This window comes from Streptomyces sp. NPDC025833, from assembly GCF_055558055.1.
Genome location: NZ_JBVHNF010000004.1, coordinates 163,170 through 188,647 on the forward strand (window position 1 = coordinate 163,170; position 25,478 = coordinate 188,647).

Genomic DNA, 25,478 nt, shown 5'->3' on the forward strand with positions numbered 1-25,478 from the left:
CCGATGCGATCACCGAGCCGGCACGGTCGGCAATTTCCCGGACCCGGAGCGGACAGCCGTCGTCAATTTCGAACATACATTCAATTCAGGGGCGCTCGGCGGGATTCCCGGACGCGTTCCGAGCATTCCGCGCGGGGTCCGGTGTTTCCGTCGCCTCTCCGGAACCGGCCGCCCGGCCGGCGCGCCGGTCCGCCTGCGAGCGCGCCCGGTGCCAGCGCGCGAGCAGCCCGTCGGGCGCCTCCTCCGCGGTGAGGGCGAAGACCATGTGGTCGCGCCAGGCGCCGTCGATGTGCAGGTAGCGGGGCCGCAGCCCCTCCTCGCGGAAGCCGAGCTTCTCCACGACCCGCCGGCTCGGCCGGTTCTCCGGGCGGATGCAGACCTCGACCCGGTGCAGGCCGACGGTGCGGAAGCAGTGGTCCACCGCCAGCGCGACCGCCGTCGGCATCACTCCGCGCCCGGCCACCTCCTCGTCCACCCAGTAGCCGACGTGCCCCGAGCACATCGAGCCCCAGGTGATCCCGGCCACCGTCAACTGCCCGACGAGCCGACCCCGGTACTGGATGACGAACGGCAGCATGCGGCCCGCGCCGGCCTCCGAGCGCAGGTGCCGGACCATCTGGCGGTAGGTCGGCCGGTGCGCGACCGGCCCGCTCGGTGTGGGCGGCGGGATGGTCGCCTCCCAGGGGCGCAGCCAGTCGCGGTTGCGCCGGTTCACCTCGCGCCAGGCCCGCTGGTCGCGCAGCTTTATCGGCCGGAGGACGACGTCGCCGTCCGCCAGTACGACGGGCCAGGAGGAGGCGTTCAGCTCGCACCCCCGGGGGCGGGGCCGCGATGGTCACCGCCGCGGATCTGGTCGACGGCGTGCACCAGCAGGGGCTCCAGCACGGCGAGGCCGTCGCGCACCCCGCCGCTCGACCCGGGCAGGTTGACGATCAGCGTGCCGCCGGCCACGCCCGCCAGGCCCCGCGACAGCGCGGCGGTCGGCACCTTGTCCCGCCCGTACGCGCGGACGGCCTCCGCGATGCCCGGCACCTCGTAGTCGATCACGGCGCGGGTCGCCTCGGGGGTCCGGTCGGTGGGCGAGATGCCGGTGCCGCCGGTGGTGACGACGACGTCGTACCCGGCGGTCACGGCCTCCCGCAGCGCCGCACGGACCGGTTCCCCGTCCGGCACCACCCGCGGCCCGTCCACGGCGAACCCGAGGTCCCGCAGGGCCCGCGCGATCAGCGGGCCGCCCCTGTCCTCGTAGACACCGGCGGCGGCCCGGTTGGAGGCGGTGACCACCAGCGCGGTGTGGTGCGCGGGCGGTGCTCCCGCCCGGGTGTCGTCCGTCATGACCGGCTCCAGTCGCCCGACTTGCCGCCCGTCTTCTCCTCCACCCGCACGTCCGTGATGACCGCTCCCTTGTCGACCGCCTTCACCATGTCGACCACGGTGAGCGCGGCGACCGACACCGCGGTGAGGGCCTCCATCTCGACGCCCGTGCGGTCCGTGGTCTTCACGGTGGCCCGGATCTCCACGGCGTCGTCCGCGACCGACAGGTCCAGTTTCACACCGGACACCGCCAGCGGGTGGCACAGCGGGATCAGATCCGGGGTGCGCTTGGCGCCCATGATCCCGGCGATGCGCGCGGTGGCCAGGGCGTCGCCCTTGGGCATCCCCTCCCCGCGCAGCAGTTCCACCACGCGGGGTGAGACGAGGACCCGTCCGCTCGCGCGGGCGGTGCGGGCGGTCACGTCCTTGCCGGACACGTCGACCATGCGGGCCGCACCCGCCTCGTCGATGTGCGTCAGTCGTTCCTGCACAGGGCGTCCGGGGGTCTCCCCCCGGGAAGGCACAGTCATGGTGTGTGGCGCTCCCGGTCCGGGCCCGTCGCGGTGCGGAGCGCGGGCCTTGCTGTGCGCGACACGCTACCGCCAAGCCGGCGCGCGCAGCGGACCAGGATCGTCCAGTGGACGGGCACCCGTGCGCGTCAGCCGAGCAGGACGACCTCCACCTCGCTGCCGGGCTCGGCGGACTCCACGTCCTCGGGGAGGACGATCAGCGCGTCGGCCTGCGCCAGCGCCGCGATCAGGTGGGACCCGGCGCCGCCCACCGGGGACACCTCGCCCTCGGCGTACGCCCCGCGCAGGAACTGGCGGCGGCCCCGGGGCGAGCGGAGCGCGCCGTCCGCCTTCAGCACGGCCCGCACGTGCGGGCGCCGGAGGTCGGTGAGTCCCATCAGGGCGCGGATCGCGGGGCGGACGAACAGCTCGAAGGAGACGTACGACGACACCGGGTTGCCGGGCAGCGCCAGCAGCGGGGTGTGGTCGGGCCCGACGGAACCGAAGCCCTGGGGCTTGCCGGGCTGCATGGCGAGCTTGCGGAACTCGACCCCGCCGCCGGCCACGTCCTCGTCGCCGACCTGGGACAGCGCCTCCTTGACCACGTCGTAGGCGCCCACGCTCACCCCGCCGGTGGTCACCAGCAGGTCGGCGCGGATGAGCTGGTCCTCGATGGTGGAGCGGAGGGTCTCGGCGTCGTCGGCGACGGCGCCCACCCGGTAGGCGATGGCGCCCGCGTCCCGCGCGGCGGCGGTCAGGGAGAAGCTGTTGGAGTCGTAGATCTGGCCGTCGGCGAGCTGCTCGCCGGGCTGGACGAGTTCGCTGCCGGTGGACAGGACGACCACCCGCGGCCGCGGCCGCACCCGCACCGTGCCGCGGCCGATCGCGGCGAGCAGCGCGATCTGCGGCGGGCCGAGGATCGTGCCCGCCGCCAGGGCCCGGTCGCCGGCCCGCACGTCGCTGCCCTTGGCGCGCACGTGCGCGCGTGCCTGCGCGGGGCGGTACACGTGCACGTGCCCGGCGGCCCCCTCCGGGGCCAGGCTGCGCGCCCGCATGCCGCTCACCGGGCCCTCGCCGAGCCCGCCGTCGGTCCACTCCACGGGGACGACGGCCTCCGCGCCCGGCGGCAGCGGGGCGCCGGTCATGATGCGCGCGGCCTGCCCGGGGCCGACCCGCACCGGAGCGGACGCGCCCGCCGCGACGTCCCCGACGACCTCCAGGACGGCCGGGAACTCCTCACCCGCGCCCTCGACGTCCGCGACCCGCACCGCGTACCCGTCCATGGAGCTGTTGTCGAACAGCGGCAGGGACACCGGCACCGTGACGTCGTCGACCAGGACGCAGCCCTGGGCGTCGAGCAGTTGCAGCTCGATGGGTTCGAGGGGGCGGACGGTCGAGAGGATGTCCTCCAGGTGCTCGTCCACCGACCACAGGTCGTCCGGGCCGGCGGGGCGGGTCGCGGCGCTGCTCAAGATTGCTGCATCTCCTCGGCTACGTAACTTCGAAGCCAGGCCCGGAAGTCCGGGCCCAGGTCTTCACGTTCGCACGCGAGTCTGACAATGGCACGCAGGTAGTCGCCACGGTCGCCGGTGTCATAGCGGCGGCCCTGGAAGACGACGCCGTGCACGGGACCGCCGACCTTCTCGTCCTGCGCGAGCTGCTGGAGGGCGTCGGTGAGCTGGATCTCGCCGCCGCGGCCCGGCTCGGTGGTGCGCAGGATGCCGAAGACGTGCGGGTCGAGGACGTAGCGTCCGATGATCGCGTAGCGCGACGGGGCGTCCACCGGGTCCGGCTTCTCGACCAGTCCGGTCACCTTCACGACGTCGCCGTCGGCGGTGGCCTCCACCGCCGCGCAGCCGTAGAGGTGGATCTGCTCGGGCGCGACCTCCATGAGGGCGACCACGCTGCCGCCGTGCCGCTCCTGCACCTCGATCATGCGCCGCAGCAGCGGGTCCCGGGGGTCGATCAGGTCGTCGCCGAGGAGGACGGCGAAGGGTTCCTGACCGACGTGCGGCGCGGCGCACAGCACGGCATGACCGAGTCCCCGGGGATCGCCCTGGCGCACGTAGTGCATGGTGGCCAGATCGCTGGACTGCTGCACCTTGGCGAGCCGGGCGGCGTCGCCCTTCTTCTGCAGCGCGGACTCCAGCTCGTAATTGCGGTCGAAGTGGTCCTCCAGCGGGCGCTTGTTGCGCCCGGTGACCATGAGGACGTCATCGAGCCCCGCCGCCACGGCCTCCTCGACCACGTACTGGATCGCAGGCTTGTCGACGACGGGCAGCATCTCCTTGGGAGTGGCCTTGGTGGCCGGCAGGAACCGGGTGCCGAGGCCGGCTGCGGGGATGACAGCCTTGCTGATCCTGTGGGACTGAGTCATGCCCGCCACCATATCCGGTGCCTTTGCTGGAAATGCGTGGCTCCGGTTGATTCGCCCTCATATGAACTGCATTGCGAAAGGCGCGGAAAAGACCAGTGGAACACGTCGGACGCACGGGCGAGCCTGACAAGCGCATGTTGCGCCGAAGGCTCCTGGAGGTGAGGAACAGGTTGACGGCGGATGACGTCCGCGAGGCGGGCCGCGCGCTGGCGGAACGCGCCCTGGAGCTGCCCGAACTGGCGCGCGGGGGCACGGTGGCGGCGTACGTCTCCGTGGGGCGCGAACCCAGCACGCTCGCGCTGCTGGACGCGCTGCGCGCGCGGGGCGTACGCGTCCTGCTGCCCGCCCTCCTGCCCGACAACGACCTGGACTGGGGCGAGTACACCGGTCCCGAATCCCTCGCGCGGGTCGAGCGCGTGGGAAAGATGACGCTTTCCGAACCCTCCGGGCCGCGGCTGGGCCCGGCGGCGGTGACGGCCGCGGACGCCGTCCTGCTGCCCGGACTCGCGGTGGACGCGCGCGGGGTCCGGCTGGGCCGCGGCGGCGGCTCGTACGACCGCGTGCTGGCCCGGCTGGAGCGCGCGGGCGCGCGGCCCCGGCTCGTGGTCCTGCTGTACGACGACGAGGTCGTGGCGCGCGTCCCGGCGGAGGCGCACGACAAGCCGGTGCACGCGGTGGTGACCCCCTCCATGGTGCGCCGCTTCCCGTCCGCCTGACCGGGGACCCGCGTCCCGGGTCCTTCGGCGCGCCCCGGGCACGGGAACGGCCCCCCACGCGCGCGTGGGGGGCCGTTCCCGTGCCGTGCCGTCCGGCGGCCGGAGCCGCCGGGGAGGGGTCAGGGCTGGAGGACCAGCGTGTCGCTGGTGTTCTTGTCCACCGCCTTGCCCGAGAACGACCAGGGCAGCAGTTCGCCCTTGGCCCACTTGCCGGTCTGGTCGGTGTAGTGGGCGCTGAACGCGTGCCCGGAGGCGCCGGACAGGTTGATCCACTTCGACTTGTCGAGGTCGGCGAGGTTGACCACCATCCGCATGGACGGCACCCAGATCACGTTGTAGCCGCCGGCGGCGTTCCAGCCGGACGCGTTCACCGTGGCCTCGCCGCCGCTGAGCTTCCAGGGGCCGCGGTTCAGGATGTACTGGACGACCTTGGGGCCCTCGGTGCCGAGCGTCTGGTTCTTCAGGAACAGGCGGTGCAACCGGCCCCAGCTCCAGGTGTCGATGTCCTTGCCGAGCTTGGCGGTCAGCTCCCAGCGGGCGTCGATCATCGCGCGGGCGAAGAGCTGGTCGCGGTTCTTCGCGGCGGGACGGGTGCCCGAGGCGGGGGTCTTCCACCAGTCGCTGTCCGGCTTGTCCATCAGCCTGCGCACGACCTCGAACCAGCGGTCGCCGCCGTCCGGCTGCGCCTGGCCGCCGTCGCGCTGGCCGCACTCGCGCACCTTGGTGTCGTCGTCCACCGGGCCGGTGCTGTCGATCTTGTGGACCCACAGGCACTGTCCCTTGACGCGCACCTCCTTGGGCAGCTTGTTGCCGAAGGCCAGCTTGAGGATGTTGCGCCACACCGCGTTGAAGTAGGCGGCCGCGGCGGAGTCGGCGTCCTGGGTGTAGTCCCAGCCCTCCAGCAGCTCCTGCGCCTTGCGGACCTCCGGGTCGCGGAGGTCGAGCTTGAGCAGCTTGGGCACCAGCAGCTTGGCGATCTCGCTGCTGTTGTCGAGCTGCATCTGCCGCATGTCGTCCGTGGAGACCTTGCCACCATTCTTGATCTTGGACTCGATCAGGTCGGTGATCCGCTGGCTGCGGGCGCCGTAGCCCCAGTCGGTGGTGAGGGTGTGCGGGTAGGAGGCCTGGTCGACCACGGCCTGGTTGGCGGTGACGATGTAGCCGCGCTCCGGGTCGTACTCGTGGGGCAGCTCGTCCTGGTCGATGAAGCCCTTCCAGCGGTACTTCGGCTCCCAGCCCGGCACGGGCAGGGCGCCGGAGTCGTCGGCGGAGCGCTCGGGGATCCTGCCGGGCAGCGTGTAGCCGATGTGGTTGTCGGTGCTCGCGTAGATCAGGTTCTGCGACGGCACGTCGAACTGGGCCGCCGCCGCGCGGAAGGCGTCCCAGTCGCCGGCCTTGTCGAGGGCGAACACGGCGTCCATGGAGGTGCCCGGGTCCAGCGCGGTCCAGCGCAGGGCGATGCCGTAGCCGTCGCCGCGGTCGGGCGCGGCGGTGTTCACGGACGCCTTCCTGCCGACCTGCACGAGTTCGTCGTCGCGGTCGGAGAGCAGCGGCATGCCGTCCTGCGTCTGGCGGACGACGATCGTCTTGGACTTGCCGCCGGCGACCTCGATCGTCTCCTCGCGGGTCCTGAAGGGCTTGACCTTGCCGTCGTAGAGGTAGCCGTTCGCGCTGACCTTCTCCAGGTAGAGGTCGGTGACGTCGACACCGGAGTTGGTCATGCCCCAGGCGATCTTCGCGTTGTGACCGATGATCACACCGGGCATGCCGGCAAAGGTGTAGCCGCTGACGTCGTACTGGCACTTGGCGGAGACGTCACGGCAGTGCAGGCCCATCTGGTACCAGACGGACGGCAGGGACGCCGACAGGTGCGGGTCGTTGGCGAGCAGCGGCTTGCCGGTGATGGTGTTCTTCCCGGCGACCACCCAGGAGTTGGAGCCGATGCCCTGGCCGTTCACACCGACGGCGGTGGGCAGGTCGTCCAGGACGTGGTAGAGGCCGCCGAGCTGGCTCGTCAGGCCCGCGTCCGTCCCCGTCGGGGCGGAGGAGCCGGACGTGCCGGTCGTGCCCCCGGTGCCCGACGTGCCCTCGGTGCCGGACGTGCCCTCGGTGCCGGACGTGCCGTCGGTGCCCGACGTGCCCTCGGCGGAACCGCTGCCGCCCTGCTGGAAGGTCCGGGTCCCCTCGTCGTACCCGCCCTCCTGCACGATCGGCTTGTTGCGGCCGTAGGGGTACGCCGGGTAGAGGTCCTGGATCTGCTGCGGGCCGAGCCGGCCCGACATCAGGGCGCGGTCGATCTCGTCCTGCATGTTCCCGCGCAGGTCCCAGGCCATCGCCTTCAGCCACGAGACGGAGTCGACCGGGGTCCACGCGCCCGGCTTGTAGTCGTTGGTGAAGCCCAGCGCCGCGTACTCCAGGGAGATGTCCTTGCCCTCCTTGCCCTGGAGGTAGGCGTTGACGCCCTTGGCGTACGCCTGGAGGTACTTCTTGGTGGAGGCCGACAGCTTGTGGTCGTACTCCTGCCGGGCGACCCGGTCCCAGCCGAGGGTGCGCAGGAACGCGTCGTTCTCGACCTGGCCCTTGCCGAACATCTCCGACAGGCGCCCCGAGGTCATGTGCCGGCGCACGTCCATCTCGTAGAACCGGTCCTGCGCCTGGACGTAGCCCTGCGCCATGAACAGGTCCTCGTCGGAGGACGCGTAGATCTGCGGGATGCCGTAGCCGTCCCGCTTGACGTCGACCGGTCCGGACAGCCCGTCGAGCTTGAGCGAACCCGTGGTCTGCGGGAAGGAGGCGCGGACCGTGCTGACCGACCAGTACCCGCCGTAGGCGATGCCTCCGACGAGGGCGAGGACCAGCACGAGGACGAGCAGTCGGGCTTTGCGCCCCTTTTTCCTGCCGGACTTGACGGACGTGGCACCCGTGGTGGCGGTGTCACCCGTTGTGGCGGTGGTGTTGGGGGGCATCGCTGTCCTTGCTGTCCTAACGCGAGCGGCAGGTCGGGCTGTGACTTCGAATGAGCGCTGGAGCAACCATAGGCGCAGGGCCACGCCCCGCTTGACGCGGAGTCGGGAACCGGCGCGCACGAGCATTCGATCTTCCCCCGCGAACGTCAAGAAAGCGTCAAGAGTTAGGTAAGGTAACGAAGTACCCGGAGATCCTCGGAGGAGGGAACGCCCGCTGACTGTCCACCACCTCAACCAGCTCCTGCTCATCTGCTCCGTCGTCCTGCTCGTCGCCGTGGCGGCCGTCCGGGTCTCCTCGCGCAGCGGCCTCCCCAGCCTGCTCGTCTACCTGGGGATCGGCGTGCTGATGGGGCAGGACGGCCTCGGCCACATTCATTTCAACAGCGCCGCGGTGACCCAGGTCATGGGATACGCGGCCCTGGTCGTGATCCTCGCCGAGGGCGGCCTCGGCACGAAGTGGAAAGAGATCCGGCCCGTCCTGCCGTCCGCCTCCGTGCTGGCGACGGCGGGGGTCGCGGTGAGCGTGGGGGTCACCGCGGCGGGCGCGCACTACCTGATCGGGCTGGACTGGCGGCAGGCGCTCATCATCGGTGCGGTGGTGTCCTCGACGGACGCGGCGGCGGTCTTCTCCGTGCTGCGCAAGATCCCCCTCCCCGCGCGCGTGACGGGCACGCTGGAGGCGGAGTCCGGCTTCAACGACGCCCCCGTGGTCATCCTGGTCGTCGCCTTCTCCACGGCGGGGCCGGTCGAGCACTGGTACGTCCTGATCGGCGAGATACTCCTGGAACTGGCCATCGGCGCGGCCCTGGGGCTCGCCGTGGGCTGGTTCGGCTCCTGGGGGCTCAAGCACGTGGCACTGCCCGCGTCCGGCCTCTACCCGATCGCCGTGCTCGCGATCGCCGTCACGGCGTACGCCGCCGGCGCCCTGGCGCACGGCAGCGGCTTCCTGGCCGTCTACCTCGCCTCGATGGTGCTCGGCAACGCCCGGCTGCCCCACTGGCCCGCCACCCGGGGCTTCGCCGAGGGACTCGGCTGGATCGCGCAGATCGGCATGTTCGTCGTGCTGGGCCTGCTGGTCACCCCGCACGAGCTGGGCGACGACGTCGTGCCCGCCCTGGTGATCGGGCTGGTGCTGACCATGGTGGCCCGGCCGCTGAGCGTGATGCTCAGCCTGGCGCCGTTCCGGGTGCCCTGGCAGGAGCAGACGCTCATGTCCTGGGCCGGGCTGCGCGGCGCCGTGCCCATCATCCTGGCGACCATCCCCATGGTGAACGGCGTCGCGGGCAGCCACCGCGTCTTCAACATCGTCTTCGTCCTGGTCGTCGTCTACACCCTCGTCCAGGGGCCGACCCTGCCCTGGCTGGCGAACAGACTGCGGCTGGGCGAGAAGGGCGAGGCGTCCGACCTCGGCATCGAGTCGGCGCCCCTGGAGCGGCTGCGCGGGCACCTGCTCTCCGTCTCCGTGCCCGAGGGCTCGCGGATGCACGGTGTGGAGGTCGGCGAGCTGCGGCTGCCGCCCGGCGCGGCCGTCACCCTGGTCGTACGCGAGGACGAGTCGTTCGTGCCGCTGCCCACGACGGTGCTGCGGCGCGGCGACGAACTGCTGGTCGTCGCCACCGACCCGGTGCGCGACGCGGCGGAGCGGCGGCTGCGCGCCGTCGCGCACGGCGGCAAGCTGGCGGACTGGCTGGGCGCGGGCGACGGACGGTGAGCACCCGCGCGCCGGGGTACGCCCCGGGCGCGGGAAGGGATCCGCGGCTCCGGCACGCGGGGCGGGAGCGGGCTCCCCGGCGCGCGAGGGCGGGGCGGGAGACGCGCGCGTCACGGGCGGGTGTCACCCGCCTCACGCGCGCGCCGATCACAGGTGAACGGGGCGCACGGTGCTCTCTTTCACAGGTGCACAAGCCGTTGATCCCTGTACGATAAAGGCACCCTGATCGAACCAACTCTGCCTGACGCAGAGCTGGCGCGACCGTATGGCGGCCGGCAGCCCTCTGGAGCGGCACCGGTATCTACCGCAGTTCCGCGCAAGAGGACAGCTCTCGGCGCCCCCGCACGGGCGCGCTACCAGGCGGGAGAAAGGCACGGGCCGTGGCGTCCACGGTCACCACCGACCCGGCGGAGAACCCGTCGGCGTCGACCCGCCCGGGATACGGACAACTGCTGCGCACCCGCGGCGCCTGGACGTTCCTGCTCCCCGGCTTCGCCGCACGTCAGCCGTTCGCGATGCTCACCATCTCGATCGTGCTGCTCGTCCAGCACACCACCGGCTCGTACGGCGCGGCAGGCGCCGCGGCGGCCGCCACCGGCGTCTCCATGGCGCTGTTCGCGCCGTACAGCGGCCGTCTCGCCGACCGGTACGGCCAGCGCGCCGTGCTGCTGCCCGGGGTGCTGGTGCACTCCGTGGCGGGGCTGTCCCTGACGGCGCTCGCGCTGGCGCACGCGCCCCTGTGGGCGCTGTTCCTGGCGGCCGTCCCGACCGGTGCCTCGGTGCCGCAGGTCGGCCCGATGGTCCGCGCCCGCTGGGGCGTGAAGCTCCAGGGCTCGCCCCTGATGGCCACCGCGACGGCGTTCGAGTCGGTCACGGACGAGCTGACCTTCGTCTTCGGGCCGCTGCTGGCGACCGCGCTGTGCAGCACCGTGACCCCGGCCGCGGGCCTGGTCACGGAGAGCGCGCTGACCATCGTCGGCGGTCTGCTCTTCGCCGCGCAGAAGAGCACGCAGCCCCCGGTGAGCACCGACGGCGGGCACGCGCGCGTGGAGCACGCGTCGGCCCTGAGCCTGCCGGGCGTGCGCGTCCTGATCGTGACCTTCCTGGGCATCGGCTCGGTCTTCGGCGGCATGCAGGTCGCGCTCGCGGCCTTCACCGAGTCGATCGGCGAGCCCGGCCTGAACGGCGTCCTGTACGGCGTCTTCGCCGCCGGCAACATGCTGTCCGGCGTCGCCTGCGGCGCGATCGCCTGGAAGGTGGCCCCCCAGCGGCGCCTGCTCGTCGGCTACACGGCGCTCGCCCTGGCGGCGTCCGCCCTGTGGACGGCCCACTCCGTGCTGCTGCTCGCGGCGCTCGGCCTGCTGGTCGGCGTGTGCATCGCGCCCGCGCTGATCACGGGCTACACGCTGGTCGAAGGACTGGTCCCGGCCGGTGCCCGCACCGAGGCGTTCACCTGGCTGACCGGTGCGGTGGGCCTCGGCCAGGCCGCCGCCGTCACGGTCGCCGGACAGCTCGAGGACCGGCTGTGGGACGGCGCGGGCTTCCTGGTGCCGATGGCCGGCACGGTGCTCGCGCTGGTGACCCTGGTGGCGCTGCGCTCGCGGCTCGTGCCGCCGCCGCGCAACCGCACGGTCGCGCGTGGCGTCGGTCACCGCGTCCCGGCGACGGTGGACTGATCCCCGGGAATACGTCACTATGGACCATCGTTAGCACTCATTGAGTGAGAGTGCCAGGAGGAAGACAGTGCCGACCTACCAGTACCAGTGCACCGAGTGCGGCGAGGGCCTCGAGGCGGTGCAGAAGTTCACCGACGACGCCCTGACCGAGTGCCCCAGCTGCAACGGCCGCCTGAAGAAGGTGTTCTCCGCGGTCGGCATCGTCTTCAAGGGCTCGGGCTTCTACCGCAACGATTCCCGCGGCTCGTCGTCGAGCAGCACCCCGGCGTCCAAGCCGGCCGGCTCGTCGTCCGACGCCAAGTCGTCCTCGTCCGACGCGAAGACGTCCTCCACGTCGTCGTCCTCGTCGTCGGCCTCGACCTCGTCGACGAGCTCTTCCAGCAGCAGCTCGGCCGCCTGAGACCTCTCACCCCCGACCCTGCCGTCACGCCGACGGCAGGGTCCTCGGCGTTCCCCCGCACCGGCTGACCCCGGCTCCGCCGCCCGCTAGGGTGCGGTTCATGGCGAACGCAGAGATCGGCGTAATAGGCGGTTCGGGCTTCTACTCCTTCCTCGACAACGTGACCGAGGTCCGGGTCGACACCCCGTACGGCGCGCCCAGCGACTCCCTCTTCCTCGGCGAGGCAGCCGGCCGCCGGGTCGCCTTCCTGCCCCGGCACGGCCGTGGCCACCACCTGCCGCCGCACCGCATCAACTACCGCGCCAACCTGTGGGCCCTGCGCTCGGTCGGGGTCCGGCAGGTGCTGGGCCCGTGCGCGGTGGGCGGACTGCGCCCCGAGTACGGTCCGGGCACCCTGCTCGTGCCGGACCAGTTCGCGGACCGCACGAAGTCCAGGGCGCAGACGTACTTCGACGGGCTGCCGCTGCCCGACGGCACCCTGCCGAACGTCGTGCACGTGTCCATGGCCGACCCCTACTGCCCCGCCGGGCGGGCCGCCGCGCTGAAGGCGGCCCGCGGACGCGACTGGGAGCCGGTGGACGGCGGCACGCTGGTCGTGGTCGAGGGCCCGCGCTTCTCCACGCGCGCCGAGTCGCTCTGGCACCGGGCCCAGGGCTGGTCGGTGGTGGGCATGACCGGCCACCCCGAGGCGGCGCTCGCCCGCGAACTGGAGCTCTGCTACACGTCGCTGACCCTGGTCACCGACCTCGACGCGGGCGCCGAGACCGGCGAGGGCGTCTCCCACGAGGAGGTGCTGCGGGTGTTCGCGGCCAATGTGGACCGGCTGCGCGGTGTGCTGTTCGACGCGGTGGCGGCGCTGCCGGAGACCGGGGCGCGGGACTGCGCGTGCGCGGGTGCGCTCGGCGGCATGGACCCGGGGTTCGCGCTTCCTTAGCAGGCCGGGGGCGGGTAGGGCGGTGTCGGTGGTCGGTACCGGTGCGCGGTGCCGGCGGCTGGTACCGGTGCGCGGTAGCGGTGGCTGGTACCGGTGCGGGGTGCCGTGCCGGTGGCTGGTGCCGGTGGGTGGTGGCGGCTGGTGTCGGTGTGCGGTGGCGGTGGCGGCGGGCGGGCCGGGCGGAACGTCCCGTTCGGGTGAGCGAGTTGTCCACACCCCGTAGGTGGTCCACCGGCTCGGGCGGGATCCGGCGCGCTGCCTCATCGTGGTCGGCGCAAGCAGTCCTCGTCGCAGGCGGTGATCCCCATGCCCTCGCCCTCCCCCGCCCACCCGTCCGGCCGTGCCTCGTCCCCGCCGCCCTTGCGCCTGCCGTGCCCGCCCGGCACGGACGCCCCGGCGACCCGCGGAGTCCCGTCGTTCGACCCGGTACGGGTGCGCGGCGGGCGCTACCGGGTGCAGCGGCTCGTCCGGCACCGCGGGCGGGCCGTCGCGGCCGGCCTCGCGATGACCGCGGCGGCGCTCGTGGCCGCGGGACCCCGCGTTGGTGCGGAACCGCAGACCGCGGACCGGCCCCGGGGCCGCCCGGCCGCACAGTCCCCGCACCGGACCATGGCGCCGGACCCGGCGGCCGGTCCGGCGGCGGGCCGCCTGGTGGCCGCGCCGGTACGCATCGCCGACGCCGCCACGGTGCGCCTGCTCCGGCCCGGCGACCGCGTCGACGTGGTCGCGGCGGAGGACCCGGCCACCGGGAGCGGCGCCCGGCTGCTCGCGCGCGGTGTGCGGGTGGCGGAGGTGCCCACCTGGCCGGACGGCGCCGAGGGCGGCGGGGCGCTGGTCGTCCTGTCGGCGCCCCGGGCCACGGCGGCCCGGCTGGTCGGCGCGGGCGCCGCCGCGCACCTCGCGGTGACGCTGTGCTGAACCGGCCCGCGCGCGCTACGGGCGGTCCGCCGCCGGACTTCTCGGCCGGGCCGGCTGACTGTACACGACGGCCGCCCCGTGCCGTAGGTTGCGGAGGGTTTTGTTCCACACCCTGTGCAAGCGAGGAGAGTCCCCGAGGTGAGCGCGAAGAACGAAGCGAGCGTCTGGCACGGCTTCAAGGCCTTCCTGATGCGCGGCAACGTCGTCGACTTGGCCGTCGCGGTCGTCATCGGCGCGGCCTTCACGAACATCGTCAACTCGGTGGTGAAGGGGATCATCAACCCGCTCGTCGGCGCGATCGGCACGCAGAGCCTCGACAACTACAGCTTCTGCCTGAAGGACCCGTGCCAGGTGGCCGCGGACGGCACGGTCAAGAGCGGAATCCCGATCATGTGGGGCTCCGTCCTCGGAGCCACCCTCACCTTCGTGATCACCGCGGCGGTGGTGTACTTCCTGATGGTCCTGCCGATGTCGAAGTACCTGGCCCGGCAGGCGGCCCGGAAGGCGGCGCGGGAGGGCACCAGGGAGATCGTCGAGGTGACCGAGCTGGAGGTGCTCAAGGAGATCCGCGACGCGCTGCTCGCCCAGCGCGGCGCCGGCCCCGGCGACCGCTAGCCGCGCCGGCGAGCGCCGTCCCGCGGTGGCCGCGGGCGGTCCGGAGGCGGGCGCGTACCGTCCTGTGCCGGCCGCGCGCCGTTCAGAGGTGGTGGGGCGGCTTCTCGTCGAGGAAGCGCTTCAGGTCGGCGGCGCCGTCACCGGCCGGGCGTTCGCCCCACCCGCGGTCGGTGTCGTCCGAGAACTGCTGGTCCAGCGGGTCGTCGAAGACCAGCGCCGGCTTCGGGGCACGCGGCTCGGGGCCGGGCGCGGGAGAGGTAGGCATGCCCCAAGGGTACGGCTCACGCCCCGGCGGGCCCGTGCCCCGGGGCGGCGTCGGAGGCCACCCCCGCCCACCCCTTGTGAATGCCTTCACAAGATTTCACGGCGGTTTTCTGCTGTGCTGGGGCCATGACGTCGAGTTCCGGTCAGGCATCCGCGCCCTCGGACGCGCCGCGGCCCCCGAGCCCCCTGCGGCGGCTCACCGCACGCGGACGCGACGAGGCGCACCGCGTCGCGTCCCCGCTCGAACTCTTCTTCGACCTCTGCTTCGTCGTGGCGGTGGCGCAGGCGGGCGGGCAGCTGGTGCACGCCGTCGCGGAGGGCCACGCGGTCCAGGGCATCCTCGACTACGCGATGGTGTTCTTCGCCATCTGGTGGGCCTGGATGAACTTCAGCTGGTTCGCCTCGGCGTACGACAACGACGACGTCCTCTACCGGGTCGTCACCCTGGTGCAGATCGCCGGTGTCCTGGTGCTGGCCGCCGGGATCCCCGGCGCCTTCACCCGCCACGACTTCCTGCTGGTCTGGCTCGGATACGTGATCATGCGGCTGGCGCTGGCCACGCAGTGGCTGCGGGCCGCGGGTTCGGCCTCGGGCGCCGAGCGGATCACGGCGCGGCGGTACGCGTGCGGGGTACTGCTGTGCCAGGTGGGCTGGCTGGGGCTGGTGCTGCTGCCCGAGCCGGCGCGCGCCTGGGTGTTCCTCGTGATGGTGATCGCGGAACTGTGCGTGCCGCTGTACGCCGAGAAGGACCACCGGACCTCCTGGCACCCGCACCACATCGCCGAGCGGTACGGCCTGTTCACCATCATCGTGCTGGGCGAGACGATCGCCGCGGCCACCGTCGCCGTGCAGTCGGCCGCGTCCGAGCACGACGCGCCGGCCGATCTGCTGCCCATCGCGGCGGGCGGGCTGCTCATCGTCTTCTCCGCGTGGTGGATCTACTTCGTGGTGCCCATCCACGGTCACCTGCGGACCAGCGGGCGGGCGTTCGTCTGGGGCTACGGCCACTACCTGGTCTTCGCCTCGGCGGCGGCCATCGGCGCGGGCCTGGAGGTGGCCGTGGAGCAGTCGGTCGGCAAGGCGCACCTGTCCACCCTGTCCGCGTCGGCCGCCGTCACCCTGCCGACGGCCCTGTACCTGCTGACCGTGTGGGCCCTGCACGCGCGGCACTTCAAGGTGGGACTGGTCCAGCAGGTCGTCCTGCCGGCCGCGGCCCTGCTGGTGCTCGGCTGCACCTTCCTCGGCGACTGGGCGGTGCTCGCCGCGGGGCTCGTGGCCTCGGCGGCGGTGGTGACGGGGGTGGCGCTGGCGACCCGCGCGGCCGCCCGGGAGCGTCCGGCGGACACCACCGCCGCGGCCGGCTGAGCCTCCCCGCGACGGCGCCGGACTGGGCCAGACTGGCGCCCATGACAGTCGACGCTCTGACGGACGTCGCCGGGCTGCGGGTGGGGCACGCCACCCTCACGGCCGGCGGCCGGCTCACCGGAACCACGGTCGTCCTCGCCCCGGAGGGCGGTGCCGTCGCCGCCGTGGACGTACGCGGCGGCGGCCCCGGCACCAAGGAGACCGACGCGCTCGACCCGCGCAACGTCGTGCAGAGGATCGACGCCGTCGTGCTGTCCGGCGGCAGCGCGTACGGGCTCGACGCGGCGTCCGGGGTGATGGCCTGGCTGGAGGAGCGGGGCCGCGGCGTGCGGGTGGGGCCGGACCCGGCGCACGTCGTACCGGTGGTGCCCGCCGCCTGCGTCTTCGACCTGGGGCGCGGCGGGGACTTCCGCGCGCGTCCGGACGCGGCGACGGGACGCGCGGCGGTGGAGGACGCGGCGGCGAGCCGTCCGGGCGCCCCGGTGCCCGAGGGGTGCGTGGGCGCGGGCACGGGCGCGGTCGCCGGACCGCTCAAGGGCGGGGTGGGCACCGCGAGCACGGTGCTCGACTCGGGGATCACGGTCGCGGCGCTGGTGGTGGCGAACGCCGCGGGTGCGGTGGCGGACCCCGGCACGGGGGTGCTGTACGGCGAGTTGTTCCAGGGCCGGGTCCGGTACCCGGCGCGGGACGTGCACGAGGCCGCGCGCCGGCGCCTGGCCGAGGCCGCCGCCCGGAACGCCCCGCCACCGCTCAACACGACGCTCGCGGTGGTCGCGACGGACGCCGGCCTCTCCAGGGCGCAGGCGCAGAAGCTGGCGGGCACCGCGCACGACGGGATCGCGCGCGCGGTACGGCCGGTGCACCTGCTGCACGACGGGGACACGGTGTTCGCGCTGGCGACCGGGGACCGCCCGCTGGACGCGCACCCGCTGGCCCTCAACGACGTCCTGGCCGCCGGGGCGGACACGGTGACGCGTGCGATCGTGCGTGCCGTGCGGGCCGCGGAACCGGTCGACGGACCGGGCGGGACGTGGCCGTCGTACGCGCAGTTGTACGGGACGTAGCCGCCGCGCAGTTGTACGGGACGCAGCCGCGGCGACCGGGCGGAAGGCCCGTGCGCGCCCGGCTGCGGAGCGGGCGCCGGGGCGCCGTCCGGGCGGGGCGGGCACCGGGCGCAAGGTGCTGATTGTCGCGGTTCTGTCACGTGATGGCGTTCATCGGATTTCCGGGGAACCTACCCCGGCGTCCGCGCCCTCTCTTCTCACGCAGCGGAACGGATCACTCACACCACACGAACCTGGAGCAGCCCGTGACAACGCCGGACATTGCAGCGCGGCGCGCACTCGGGGCCTGTGCCGCCCTGATGGTCGGCGCCCTCACCCTGACCGCCTGTGGCGGCGGTGGCGACGCGAACGACGACGGCAAGGGCGGCGGCACCGACTCCCCGAAGACGTCGACGGCGAAGATCGCGATATCCGCCAAGGACGGTTCCACCGGGGCGTCCATCAACGCCACCGGCGTACGGGTCAGCGACGGCAGGCTGACCGACGTGAAGATGACCGTGGCGGGGTCCGGCGAGGCCGTGCCCGGGGCGATCGCGGCGGACGGCCACAGCTGGAAGCCGAAGGAGCAGCTGGAGCGCGGGACCAAGTACCAGATATCCGCGACCGCGAAGGACTCCGGCGGCCGTCCGTCGGCGGCCAACGCCATCTTCACCACCGTCACCTCGGCGGGCAGCTTCATCGGCACCTACACGCCCGACAACGGCGCGACGGTCGGCGTGGGCATGCCGGTGTCGTTCACCTTCGACAAGGCGATCACCGACAAGAAGACCGTGCAGTCGCACATCACGGTCAACACCAGCAGCGGCCAGCAGGTGGCCGGGCACTGGTTCGGGGACCAGCGGCTGGACTTCCGGCCGCAGGACTACTGGAAGGCCGGCTCCAAGGTCACCATGAACATCGACCTGGACGGGGTCGAGGGCGCGAAGGGCGTCTACGGCGTGCAGAAGAAGACCGTCTCCTTCACCGTCGGGCGGTCGCAGGTCTCCACGGTCGACGTCAACACGCAGACGATGACGGTCGTGCGGGACGGCCGGACCCTCAAGTCGGTGCCGATCTCGGCGGGCAGCCCACAGAACACCACGTACAACGGGCAGATGGTGATCTCGGAGAAGTTCGTGCAGACCCGCATGAACGGCTCGACGGTCGGCTTCGGCGGGGAGTACGACATCCCGGACGTGCCGCACGCGATGCGGCTGACGTCGTCGGGGACGTTCATCCACGGCAACTACTGGTACAACAAGGGCAACCCGCCGTTCGGCCGGGAGGGCACCAGCCACGGCTGCGTCGGCCTCGCGGACGTGCAGGGGGCGCAGGGCGACACGCCGTCCAAGTGGTTCTACGACAACACGCTCATCGGGGACGTCGTGATCGTGAAGAACTCCCCCGACAAGACGGTCTCGCCCGACAACGGCCTCAACGGGTGGAACATGGACTGGAGCGCCTGGACCGCGGGAAGCGCCGCCTGACCGGCGTGCTTCACAGGAATCACGGGCCGCGCGGGAACTTTTCGCGCGGCCCGCGCGTTTTCCCGGCGTACGTTTTCTCGGTTCCCGGACACGATGTCCGACCGAGGGGCTACGGTATGCACCCACAAGGTGACATGCAGCAACGCCGGGAGAAACCTTGAGCGTTCCGTACGAGACCACAGCGTACGAGCCAGCCGAGTCGCCCGAGTCTCCGGAGGAGCATCTCGCGCGGCTCCTCGGTCGCGCCCTGAACTCCTTCGAGCTGCCCGACGAGGTGATAATGCGGCTCGACTGCCCGCTGGCGCACGACAGTTCGCTGCACTCCGCCTACCACAGCGCGGGGCTGCACCGGGAGACGTACCGCCACACCTGGCTGCTGGCCGACGGCTCGGCGGTCACCCTGTGGGAACTGGTGCACAACCCGGCGCCCGGCAGCGACCCCGAGCACGAGGTCTACGTCGACGAGGAGGAGTTGCAGACCGCCTCGGCGCGCCTCGGCCTGCTGCCGGACGCACGCGACTTCGAGCTGCCCCCGATGCGGCTGTGGGCGATCCCCGAGCCCCGGCACGTGTTCGCCTGCGACGGCTCCGCGGACCACGCGCGGCGGCTGCTGCGCCGGGCGGAGAACCCCGACCGGCCGGGCGCGCAGACCGCGGCGCTGCTGGCGACGGCGACCGCGCACCAGATCACGCAGGCGTTCGGTCGGCCCGGGCGGGCCGGGCGGACGAACCTGAGCTACGCGCTGTACGAGCACGCCTTCCTGCTGCCGGACGGCACCGAGACCTCCCTGTGGGAGGTGGAGCACACGGCGACGCCCGACGGGCGGCACATGTGCGAGGTGTACATGTCGGAGGAGGCGGCCCGGGACGCGATGGAGCGGCGCGCGGCACGGCGGGGGTGACGCCCGGGCCGCGAAGGGCGCCGCGAAGGGGTGAGGGCCTGCCCGGAAGCGGTGCGGGCCCGGCTCGTCAGCGGTGTCCCAGTTGCCGCATCAGCCCGGCGAACGCGTCCTGTTCGGCCGGGGTCAGCTCCACCTTCTCCAGCGCGGGACCGGCCTGGCGCTGCGGCGGCAGGACCGGGAGCCGCACGGCCGGGAGCTCGCGCAGCGCCTGCGCCCGGAAGCGGCGCAGCAGGCGCAGGACGACGAGTGCCCAGGCGGAACCGGCCAGGGCGACGGCGACCGCACCGATCCACTGGAGAGTCGAGACATCCTCAGGCATGCCTCCCAGTACACACCACGGTCCGGGACTTTGGCCCCGGACCGTGACGTATCTCGCAGGTGCCGTGAACAACTCACAGCGAACCAAAGGGACAAGAGGGCGGTGGCGGCGGTACGGCGGTCAGGCCGCTATCGGCTGCCTGGCGTCCGCCGGCGCGCCGGCCGGGCCCGCGGCGGGGCCGGTGGCAGCGGGCTCGGGGTTCTGCCTGCGCATCCCCTTGAGGAGCACCACCAGACCGGTGGTGACGCAGACGCCCGCCGCGATGGCCAGCAGGTAGAGGAGCGGGTTGCCGATCAGCGGGACCACGAAGACACCGCCGTGCGGGGCGCGCAGCGTGGCGCCGAAGGACATCGACAGGGCGCCGGTGACCGCGCCGCCCACCATGGACGACGGGATGACCCGCAGCGGGTCGGCCGCCGCGAACGGGATCGCGCCCTCGGAGATGAAGGACGCGCCCAGCACCCAGGCCGCCTTGCCGTTCTCCCGTTCGGCCGGGGTGAACAGCCGGCCGCGCACGGTGGTGGCGAGGGCCATCGCCAGCGGCGGCACCATGCCGGCCGCCATCACCGCGGCCATGATCCTCATGGCGGAGTCGCTGGGGTCGGTGACGGCGATGCCGGCGGTGGCGAAGGTGTAGGCGACCTTGTTGACCGGGCCGCCCAGGTCGAAGCACATCATCAGGCCGAGCAGGGCGCCGAGCAGGACGGCGTTGGTGCCGGTGAGGCCGCCCAGCCAGTCGGTGAGGCCCTTCTGCACGGAGGCGATGGGCTTGCCGATCACGACGAACATCAGGAAGCCGACGAGCGCCGAGGAGATCAGCGGGATCACCACCACCGGCATGATGCCGCGCACCGGCGCGGGGATCCGCACCTTCTGGATCGCCGTCACCACACCGCCGGCGATCAGACCGGCCGCCAGGCCGCCGAGGAAGCCCGCGTTGATGTCCAGCGCGATCGCGCCGCCCACGAAGCCGGGGACGAGGCCGGGCCGGTCGGCCATGCCGTAGGCGATGTAGCCGGCCAGCACCGGGACGAGGAACTTGAAGGCGACGCCGCCGATCTGGAACAGCAGGGCGCCCCAGCTTCCGGTCTGCGTCCACACGAAGTGGTCCATGACCGACGGCGCCTTGTTGACCTGCCAGCCGCCGATCGCGAAGCCCAGGGCGATGAGGAGACCGCCTGCGGCGACGAACGGCACCATGTAGCTGACGCCGGACATCAGCCATTTGCGAAGCTTGGTGCCGTAGCCCTCGGAGGAGTCGCCCGCGCGCTCCACCGGCGTGCCGGCCGGTGCGTGCGCCGGGGCGCCGGCCTCGCCGCGCGCCGCCTTCTCCCGTACCTGCGCGATGAGTTCGGCGGGGCGGTTGATGCCCGCCTTCACGCCGACGTCGACGACCGGCTTGCCCGCGAAGCGGTCCTTGTCGCGCACGGCGACGTCGTGCGCGAGGATCACGCCGTCCGCCGCCGCGATCACCGCCGGGTCGAGCCGGGTGAAGCCGGCCGAGCCCTGCGTCTCGACGACCAGCTCGACGCCCGCCTCCTGGCCGGCGTTCCGCAGGGACTCGGCCGCCATGTAGGTGTGCGCGATGCCGGTCGGGCAGGACGTGACGGCGACGATGCGGAAGGGCCGCGCGGCGGATCCGGCGGCGGTACCGGCGTCCGCGGCCGCGGCGCGCGGGTCCGCCGCGGCCGGGCCCCCGGGCGCGCCCGCGGTGCCTTCAGGGGTGCCCACGGTGTCCTCGGGGGTGCCCGGGGTGGCTGCGGCGGCACCGGAGCCGGTGGCGGCGCTCGGGTCGGCGCTCGGCTCCTGCTGGTCCGCGGGCGTCTCGTCGCCGCGGATCAGCGCCGCCGCCGTCCGCGCGTCGTCCGCCGCCCGCAGCGCGGAGGTGAACTCGGCGTCCATCAGCCGGCGGGCGAGGGCGGACAGGATGGTGAGGTGGGCGTCGTCGGCACCGGCCGGTGCCGCGATCAGGAAGATCAGGTCGGCCGGGCCGTCCGCGGCGCCGAAGTCGACGCCGGCGGCGCTGCGGCCGAAGGCCAGGGTCGGTTCGGTGACGTGGGCGCTGCGGCAGTGCGGGATGCCGATGCCGCCGTCGAGGCCGGTCGGCATCTGGGCCTCGCGGGCTGCGACGTCGGCGAGGAAGCCCTCCAGGTCGGTCACCCGGCCCCGGGCCATCATGCGTTCGGCCAGGGCGCGGGCCGCCGCTTCCTTGGTGTCCGCGGACAGGTCGAGGTCGACCAGGTCCGCGGTGATCATGTCGCTCATCGCGGGCTCCTCTGCACGCGTGCCGCCCGGGCAGCGGGGTGGGCGGAAGGGAGGACGGGGGTGCGGTGGGGGGTGGGGTGTCCGGCGGGGGCCGCGGCGGGTGGCCGGGGGCCCCGCCACGGCGGGTGCGGCGCGGTCGTACGGCGGCGGACCGGGGTGCTCATGACACCGGCTCCGTCAGTTCGCGGTCGAGCGGGATCTCGGCGGTGACGGTCACCGCGGCCGGGTCCAGATCGGCGGGGGCCGGCATGAGGCTGCCGGGGAGCTGGACGGCGGCCGCGCCGTGGGCGACGGCGCAGGCGAGGGCCTCGGGGCCGGTGCCGCCCGCGATGAGGAAGCCGGCCAGGGAGGCGTCGCCGGCGCCGACGTTGCTGCGGACGGCGGACACGCGCGCACTGCCGAACCAGGCGCCGGTGTCCGCCACCAGGAGCTGGCCGTCGGCGCCCAGGCTCGCGAGCACGGCGCGGGCGCCCATCGCACGCACCTCCTCGGCCGCCTTGAGCGCGTCGCCCACGGTCGCGAGGGGACGCCCGACGGCTTCCGCCAGTTCCCCGGCGTTCGGCTTGACCACGTCGGGCCGGGCGCGCAGGGCCTGGCGGAGCGCCGGTCCCGAGGTGTCCAGCGCGATCCGCGCGCCCCCGGCGTGCGCCCGCGTGACGACGTCGGCGTACCAGGAGGGCGCGAGGCCCCGGGGCAGGCTGCCGCAGCACGCGATCCAGTCGGCGTCGCGGGACTGCTCCCGGACCGCCTCCAGGAGGAGTTCCTCTTCCTCCGCGGACAACTGCGGGCCGGGCGCGTTGATCTTCGTCAGGACCCCGTCGGACTCGGCGAGGGCGATGTTGGAGCGGGTGGCACCGGCGACCGGTACCGGCACGGCCTCGATGCCCTGCGCGGCCAGCAGGTCGGCGACGAGGGTGCCCGGCGCGCCACCCAGGGGCAGGACGGCGACCGTACGGCGGCCGGCGGCGGCGACGGCGCGCGAGACGTTCACGCCCTTGCCGCCGGGGTCCATGCGCTCCACGGAGGCGCGGACGACCCCGCCGCGCTCCAGGGCGGGGACCTCGTAGGTGCGGTCCAGGGACGGGTTGGGGGTGACGGTGAGGATCATGCGCGCACCACTTCCGTGCCGTCGCGCTCGATGGCGGAGGCGTCTTCCGGGCTCAGCCCGCTGTCGGTGATCAGCAGGTCGACGTCGCCCAGCCGGCCGAAGCGGGCGAAGTGCTCCTGGCCGTGCTTGGCGGAGTCGGCGACGAGGACCACGCGGCGGGCGGCGGCGAGGGCCGCGCTCTTGACCGCCGCCTCGGCGAGGTCGGGGGTGGTCAGGCCGTGTTCGGCGGAGAAGCCGTTGGCGGCGACGAACAGGACGTCGGCCCGGATCTCGCCGTACGCGCGCAGCGCCCAGGCGTCGACCGCGGCCCGCGTGCGGGGGCGTACGCGGCCCCCGATCAGGTGGAGCTGGATGCCGGGGTGGTCCGCGAGCCGGGCGGCGATGGGCAGGCTGTGCGTGACGACGGTGAGGGACGCCTCCAGCGGGACGGCCGCGGCGAGGCGGGCGACCGTCGTGCCGGCGTCGAGGATGACCGTGCCCTCGGCCGGCAGTTCGGCGAGGGCCGCCCTGGCGATGCGGTCCTTCTCGTCGGCGGCGGTGGACTCGCGCTCGGCGAGGTCGGGCTCGAAGTCGAGGCGACCGGCCGGGATGGCGCCGCCGTGCACCCGGCGGACGAGCCCGGCGCGGTCGAGGGCCTTCAGGTCGCGGCGGATCGTCTCCGCCGTGACCTGGAACTCCTCGGCCAGCGACAGCACGTCCACCCGGCCGCCGTCACGGGCGAGCCGGAGGATCTCCTGCTGCCGTTCCGGTGCGTACATCTGCGCTCGCCTCCGCGTGGTGCGTGGGTCCCGTCGTCCGGATGTCCGACCGTTTCCGGTGGATGCCCGAACGTGTGGTTTCAGCGGCAGACTACATCCGTTTTTCCGGGAAGTAAACAGATTCGGGCTCGGCACGGACGGGAACGGACGTGAATGGATGTCCGCCGCCGCCGGAACGGGGACCGGTCCCGGACGGCGTCGAGCCCGGCACCGGAAGGTGCCGGGCTCGATGTCGTACCTGGTCGTACTAGGCAGTGCCGGGTCGTACCTGGTCAGTGCACCAGCTCGGGCTCCCGCTCGACCGCCGGCGCCTCCTGCGCGGCCCCCTCCACGTGCTGGGCCGGGCGCTTGGGCAGGGCGGACATCAGCACGAAGATCACGCCGAGGGTCCCGGCGACGTACCACAGCGCGTGCTGGAAGGCGTGGACGAAGGCCGGGCCGACCCGGTCCGGGGTCAGCCGGTCGCCGATCTGCCCGAAGAAGACCACCGACACCAGGCCCAGGCCGAGCGCGTTGCCCATCTGCTGCACGGTGTTGATCAGCCCGGACGCGGAACCGGCGTGCTCGCGCGGCACCTCCGAGAGCACCGCGTCGGTCAGCGGGGCGACGATCAGCCCCATGCCGAGGCCCATCACGACCAGCGGCAGGGCCATCTGCCAGGAGGCGATGGCGAGGCCGTAGTGGCGGGCCTCCGCCAGGTAGACCAGCACGCCGACGCACATCACCAGCGCACCCGCCTGGAGCACCTTCCGCCCGAACCGCGGGACGAGCTGCTGCACCGACAGCCCCGCCGCCACGGAGACCGCGATGGAGAACGGCACCCCGGTCAGCCCGGCCCGCAGCGGGCTCCAGCCCAGGCCGATCTGCATGTACAGCGTCCAGACCAGGAAGAAGATGCCGAGCGCGACGCCGAAGACGGTCTGCACGGCGATGCCCGCGGCGAAACTCTTCACCCGGAAGAGGGACGGTTCGACGAGCGGGGAACCGTCCCTCGCCGCCTTCCGTTTCTCGTACGACACCAGAGCGGCGAAGACGACCAGCGCGCCGCCCATGCACAGGTACCCCCACAGCGGCCAGCCCAGCTCACGGCCGCGGGTGAGCGGGTAGAGCAGCATCAGCAGGCCCAGCGAGACGAGGGCGACACCGACGAGGTCCAGCTTCAGCGCCTTCGGGGCCTTCGACTCGGTGATGAAGCGGCTGCCCAGGATCCAGGCCAGGACACCGACGGGGAGGTTGATGAGGAAGATGGGGCGCCATTCGAGACCGAACAGGTTCCACTCCGTCAGCAGCGCGCCGAGCAGCGGCCCGGAGACCGCGCCCAGACCGACGATCGCGCCGAACAGCCCGAAGACCTTGCCGCGTTCGTGGGCCGGGAAGGTGGCGTGCACGATCGACAGCACCTGCGGCACCATCAGCGCGGCCATGCCGCCCTGGAGGATGCGCGAGGCGACCAGCATCTCCGGGTTGGCGGCGAAACCGCACAGGGCGGAGGCCAGGGTGAAGCCGGCGATGCCGAGGAGGAACAGCCGCTTGCGGCCGTGGATGTCACCGAGCCGGCCGCCGGTGATCAGACCGGCGGCGAAGGCGAGGGCGTAGCCGGCGGTTATCCACTGGATCTGGCTGACCGAGGCGTGGGCGGTCCGTTCGATGGACGGGATGGCGATGTTCACGATCGTGACGTCCACCAGGTCCATGAAGGCAGCGGTCATCACGATGGCCAGGGCCAGCCAGCGGTTGCGGTCGGGCCCCGTCGCGGGGCCGTTCGAGGTGGTGGTCCCGCCCCCCTGGGCGGTGTTGCGGTCGTTCGGTGTCATGCGAGGAGGCTAGGAACC

At 73.1% G+C, this 25,478-nt stretch carries 23 protein-coding genes; 11 read left to right on the forward strand and 12 right to left on the reverse strand.

All coding sequences use genetic code 11. The annotated features are described in order from the left end of the window. Window positions 1–85: 85 nt before the first annotated feature. From ACZ4K2_RS08155 to galU, 5 genes are all read right to left on the reverse strand, one after another. Window positions 86–805: a GNAT family N-acetyltransferase gene (locus ACZ4K2_RS08155; protein WP_467471244.1), complete on the reverse strand. Its 720-nt coding sequence runs from the start codon at window positions 803–805 to the stop codon at window positions 86–88. Beyond that, window positions 802–1,335 (reverse strand): MogA/MoaB family molybdenum cofactor biosynthesis protein, encoded by a 534-nt coding sequence (locus ACZ4K2_RS08160; RefSeq protein ID WP_467470740.1) that lies wholly within the window; start codon window positions 1,333–1,335, stop codon window positions 802–804. The genes ACZ4K2_RS08155 and ACZ4K2_RS08160 overlap by 4 nt, the downstream gene beginning before the upstream one ends. Beyond that, window positions 1,332–1,844 carry a cyclic pyranopterin monophosphate synthase MoaC gene (moaC, locus tag ACZ4K2_RS08165; RefSeq protein ID WP_467470742.1) on the reverse strand — a complete coding sequence of 171 codons (513 nt, stop codon included), beginning with the start codon at window positions 1,842–1,844 and terminating at the stop codon, window positions 1,332–1,334. Before moaC ends, ACZ4K2_RS08160 begins: the two co-directional genes overlap by 4 nt. A 128-nt stretch (window positions 1,845–1,972) precedes the next feature. After that, a complete protein-coding gene (gene glp / locus ACZ4K2_RS08170) occupies window positions 1,973–3,295 on the reverse strand; it encodes a molybdotransferase-like divisome protein Glp (protein ID WP_467470744.1) in 1,323 nt (440 codons plus the stop codon). Then, window positions 3,292–4,200 carry a UTP--glucose-1-phosphate uridylyltransferase GalU gene (gene galU / locus ACZ4K2_RS08175; protein WP_467470747.1) on the reverse strand — a complete coding sequence of 303 codons (909 nt, stop codon included), beginning with the start codon at window positions 4,198–4,200 and terminating at the stop codon, window positions 3,292–3,294. Before galU ends, glp begins: the two co-directional genes overlap by 4 nt. 134 nt (window positions 4,201–4,334) lie before the next feature. On the opposite strand from galU, the gene ACZ4K2_RS08180 reads away from it, so the two are divergent. Beyond that, window positions 4,335–4,916: a 5-formyltetrahydrofolate cyclo-ligase gene (locus ACZ4K2_RS08180; RefSeq protein WP_467470750.1), complete on the forward strand. Its 582-nt coding sequence runs from the start codon at window positions 4,335–4,337 to the stop codon at window positions 4,914–4,916. A gap of 119 nt (window positions 4,917–5,035) precedes the next feature. Here the strand turns inward: ACZ4K2_RS08180 and ACZ4K2_RS08185 are convergent, their stop codons facing one another. Further along, window positions 5,036–7,882 carry a penicillin acylase family protein gene (locus tag ACZ4K2_RS08185; protein WP_467470753.1) on the reverse strand — a complete coding sequence of 949 codons (2,847 nt, stop codon included), beginning with the start codon at window positions 7,880–7,882 and terminating at the stop codon, window positions 5,036–5,038. A 214-nt stretch (window positions 7,883–8,096) separates the two neighbouring features. Here ACZ4K2_RS08185 and ACZ4K2_RS08190 point away from each other — a divergent pair, with 214 nt between their 5' ends. The 6 genes from ACZ4K2_RS08190 (at window position 8,097) to mscL (ending at window position 14,136) form a co-directional block, all read left to right on the forward strand. Beyond that, complete coding sequence (locus ACZ4K2_RS08190; protein WP_467471246.1) at window positions 8,097–9,593, forward strand: potassium/proton antiporter; 1,497 nt, start codon at window positions 8,097–8,099, stop codon at window positions 9,591–9,593. 380 nt (window positions 9,594–9,973) lie between these two features. After that, window positions 9,974–11,269, forward strand: coding sequence for an MFS transporter (locus ACZ4K2_RS08195; RefSeq protein WP_467470755.1), 1,296 nt, complete (start codon window positions 9,974–9,976; stop codon window positions 11,267–11,269). Window positions 11,270–11,336: 67 nt separating this feature from the next. Continuing rightward, entirely contained in the window at window positions 11,337–11,669 is a 333-nt protein-coding gene (locus ACZ4K2_RS08200; protein ID WP_467470757.1) for an FmdB family zinc ribbon protein, read from the forward strand. A 100-nt stretch (window positions 11,670–11,769) separates the two neighbouring features. Continuing rightward, window positions 11,770–12,603 (forward strand): S-methyl-5'-thioadenosine phosphorylase, encoded by an 834-nt coding sequence (locus ACZ4K2_RS08205; RefSeq protein WP_467470759.1) that lies wholly within the window; start codon window positions 11,770–11,772, stop codon window positions 12,601–12,603. Between the two features lie 306 nt (window positions 12,604–12,909). Beyond that, a complete protein-coding gene (locus tag ACZ4K2_RS08210) occupies window positions 12,910–13,521 on the forward strand; it encodes a hypothetical protein (protein ID WP_467470761.1) in 612 nt (203 codons plus the stop codon). 138 nt (window positions 13,522–13,659) lie between these two features. Next, window positions 13,660–14,136 (forward strand): large conductance mechanosensitive channel protein MscL, encoded by a 477-nt coding sequence (gene mscL, locus ACZ4K2_RS08215; RefSeq protein ID WP_467470763.1) that lies wholly within the window; start codon window positions 13,660–13,662, stop codon window positions 14,134–14,136. A gap of 82 nt (window positions 14,137–14,218) precedes the next feature. Here the strand turns inward: mscL and ACZ4K2_RS08220 are convergent, their stop codons facing one another. After that, window positions 14,219–14,401, reverse strand: coding sequence for a hypothetical protein (locus ACZ4K2_RS08220; protein ID WP_467470765.1), 183 nt, complete (start codon window positions 14,399–14,401; stop codon window positions 14,219–14,221). A gap of 125 nt (window positions 14,402–14,526) precedes the next feature. On the opposite strand from ACZ4K2_RS08220, the gene ACZ4K2_RS08225 reads away from it, so the two are divergent. The 4 genes from ACZ4K2_RS08225 (at window position 14,527) to ACZ4K2_RS08240 (ending at window position 19,196) form a co-directional block, all read left to right on the forward strand. Continuing rightward, complete coding sequence (locus ACZ4K2_RS08225) at window positions 14,527–15,765, forward strand: low temperature requirement protein A (protein WP_467470768.1); 1,239 nt, start codon at window positions 14,527–14,529, stop codon at window positions 15,763–15,765. A 41-nt stretch (window positions 15,766–15,806) separates the two neighbouring features. Beyond that, window positions 15,807–16,829, forward strand: a complete 1,023-nt coding sequence (locus tag ACZ4K2_RS08230; RefSeq protein WP_467470771.1) for a P1 family peptidase — start codon at window positions 15,807–15,809, stop codon at window positions 16,827–16,829. A gap of 245 nt (window positions 16,830–17,074) precedes the next feature. Then, complete coding sequence (locus tag ACZ4K2_RS08235) at window positions 17,075–18,295, forward strand: L,D-transpeptidase (protein ID WP_467470773.1); 1,221 nt, start codon at window positions 17,075–17,077, stop codon at window positions 18,293–18,295. 157 nt (window positions 18,296–18,452) lie between these two features. Beyond that, entirely contained in the window at window positions 18,453–19,196 is a 744-nt protein-coding gene (locus ACZ4K2_RS08240; RefSeq protein ID WP_467470775.1) for a DUF6227 family protein, read from the forward strand. A 67-nt stretch (window positions 19,197–19,263) separates the two neighbouring features. Here the strand turns inward: ACZ4K2_RS08240 and ACZ4K2_RS08245 are convergent, their stop codons facing one another. The 5 genes from ACZ4K2_RS08245 to ACZ4K2_RS08265 form a co-directional block, all read right to left on the reverse strand. Further along, window positions 19,264–19,515: a hypothetical protein gene (locus ACZ4K2_RS08245; protein WP_467470777.1), complete on the reverse strand. Its 252-nt coding sequence runs from the start codon at window positions 19,513–19,515 to the stop codon at window positions 19,264–19,266. 120 nt (window positions 19,516–19,635) lie between these two features. Continuing rightward, window positions 19,636–21,780: a PTS fructose transporter subunit IIABC gene (locus tag ACZ4K2_RS08250; RefSeq protein WP_467470779.1), complete on the reverse strand. Its 2,145-nt coding sequence runs from the start codon at window positions 21,778–21,780 to the stop codon at window positions 19,636–19,638. A 160-nt stretch (window positions 21,781–21,940) separates the two neighbouring features. Next, on the reverse strand, window positions 21,941–22,888 hold the full coding sequence (pfkB, locus tag ACZ4K2_RS08255) for a 1-phosphofructokinase (protein ID WP_467470781.1): 948 nt from the start codon (window positions 22,886–22,888) through the stop codon (window positions 21,941–21,943). Next, entirely contained in the window at window positions 22,885–23,646 is a 762-nt protein-coding gene (locus ACZ4K2_RS08260; RefSeq protein WP_467470782.1) for a DeoR/GlpR family DNA-binding transcription regulator, read from the reverse strand. The genes pfkB and ACZ4K2_RS08260 overlap by 4 nt, the downstream gene beginning before the upstream one ends. Before the next feature lie 272 nt (window positions 23,647–23,918). Next, window positions 23,919–25,460 carry an MFS transporter gene (locus tag ACZ4K2_RS08265; protein WP_467470784.1) on the reverse strand — a complete coding sequence of 514 codons (1,542 nt, stop codon included), beginning with the start codon at window positions 25,458–25,460 and terminating at the stop codon, window positions 23,919–23,921. Window positions 25,461–25,478 lie beyond the last annotated feature (18 nt).

Coding starts and splice junctions, on each gene's coding strand:
- ACZ4K2_RS08160 (WP_467470740.1), bottom strand. CDS start 1,335: ATGACGGACGACACCCGGGCGGGAGCACCGCCCGCGCACCACACCGCG.
- ACZ4K2_RS08205 (WP_467470759.1), top strand. CDS start 11,770: ATGGCGAACGCAGAGATCGGCGTAATAGGCGGTTCGGGCTTCTACTCC.
- galU (WP_467470747.1), bottom strand. CDS start 4,200: ATGACTCAGTCCCACAGGATCAGCAAGGCTGTCATCCCCGCAGCCGGC.
- ACZ4K2_RS08225 (WP_467470768.1), top strand. CDS start 14,527: ATGACGTCGAGTTCCGGTCAGGCATCCGCGCCCTCGGACGCGCCGCGG.
- ACZ4K2_RS08210 (WP_467470761.1), top strand. CDS start 12,910: ATGCCCTCGCCCTCCCCCGCCCACCCGTCCGGCCGTGCCTCGTCCCCG.
- moaC (WP_467470742.1), bottom strand. CDS start 1,844: ATGACTGTGCCTTCCCGGGGGGAGACCCCCGGACGCCCTGTGCAGGAA.
- ACZ4K2_RS08185 (WP_467470753.1), bottom strand. CDS start 7,882: ATGCCCCCCAACACCACCGCCACAACGGGTGACACCGCCACCACGGGT.
- ACZ4K2_RS08180 (WP_467470750.1), top strand. CDS start 4,335: ATGTTGCGCCGAAGGCTCCTGGAGGTGAGGAACAGGTTGACGGCGGAT.
- ACZ4K2_RS08245 (WP_467470777.1), bottom strand. CDS start 19,515: ATGCCTGAGGATGTCTCGACTCTCCAGTGGATCGGTGCGGTCGCCGTC.
- pfkB (WP_467470781.1), bottom strand. CDS start 22,888: ATGATCCTCACCGTCACCCCCAACCCGTCCCTGGACCGCACCTACGAG.
- ACZ4K2_RS08260 (WP_467470782.1), bottom strand. CDS start 23,646: ATGTACGCACCGGAACGGCAGCAGGAGATCCTCCGGCTCGCCCGTGAC.
- ACZ4K2_RS08230 (WP_467470771.1), top strand. CDS start 15,807: ATGACAGTCGACGCTCTGACGGACGTCGCCGGGCTGCGGGTGGGGCAC.
- ACZ4K2_RS08265 (WP_467470784.1), bottom strand. CDS start 25,460: ATGACACCGAACGACCGCAACACCGCCCAGGGGGGCGGGACCACCACC.
- ACZ4K2_RS08250 (WP_467470779.1), bottom strand. CDS start 21,780: ATGAGCGACATGATCACCGCGGACCTGGTCGACCTCGACCTGTCCGCG.
- ACZ4K2_RS08220 (WP_467470765.1), bottom strand. CDS start 14,401: ATGCCTACCTCTCCCGCGCCCGGCCCCGAGCCGCGTGCCCCGAAGCCG.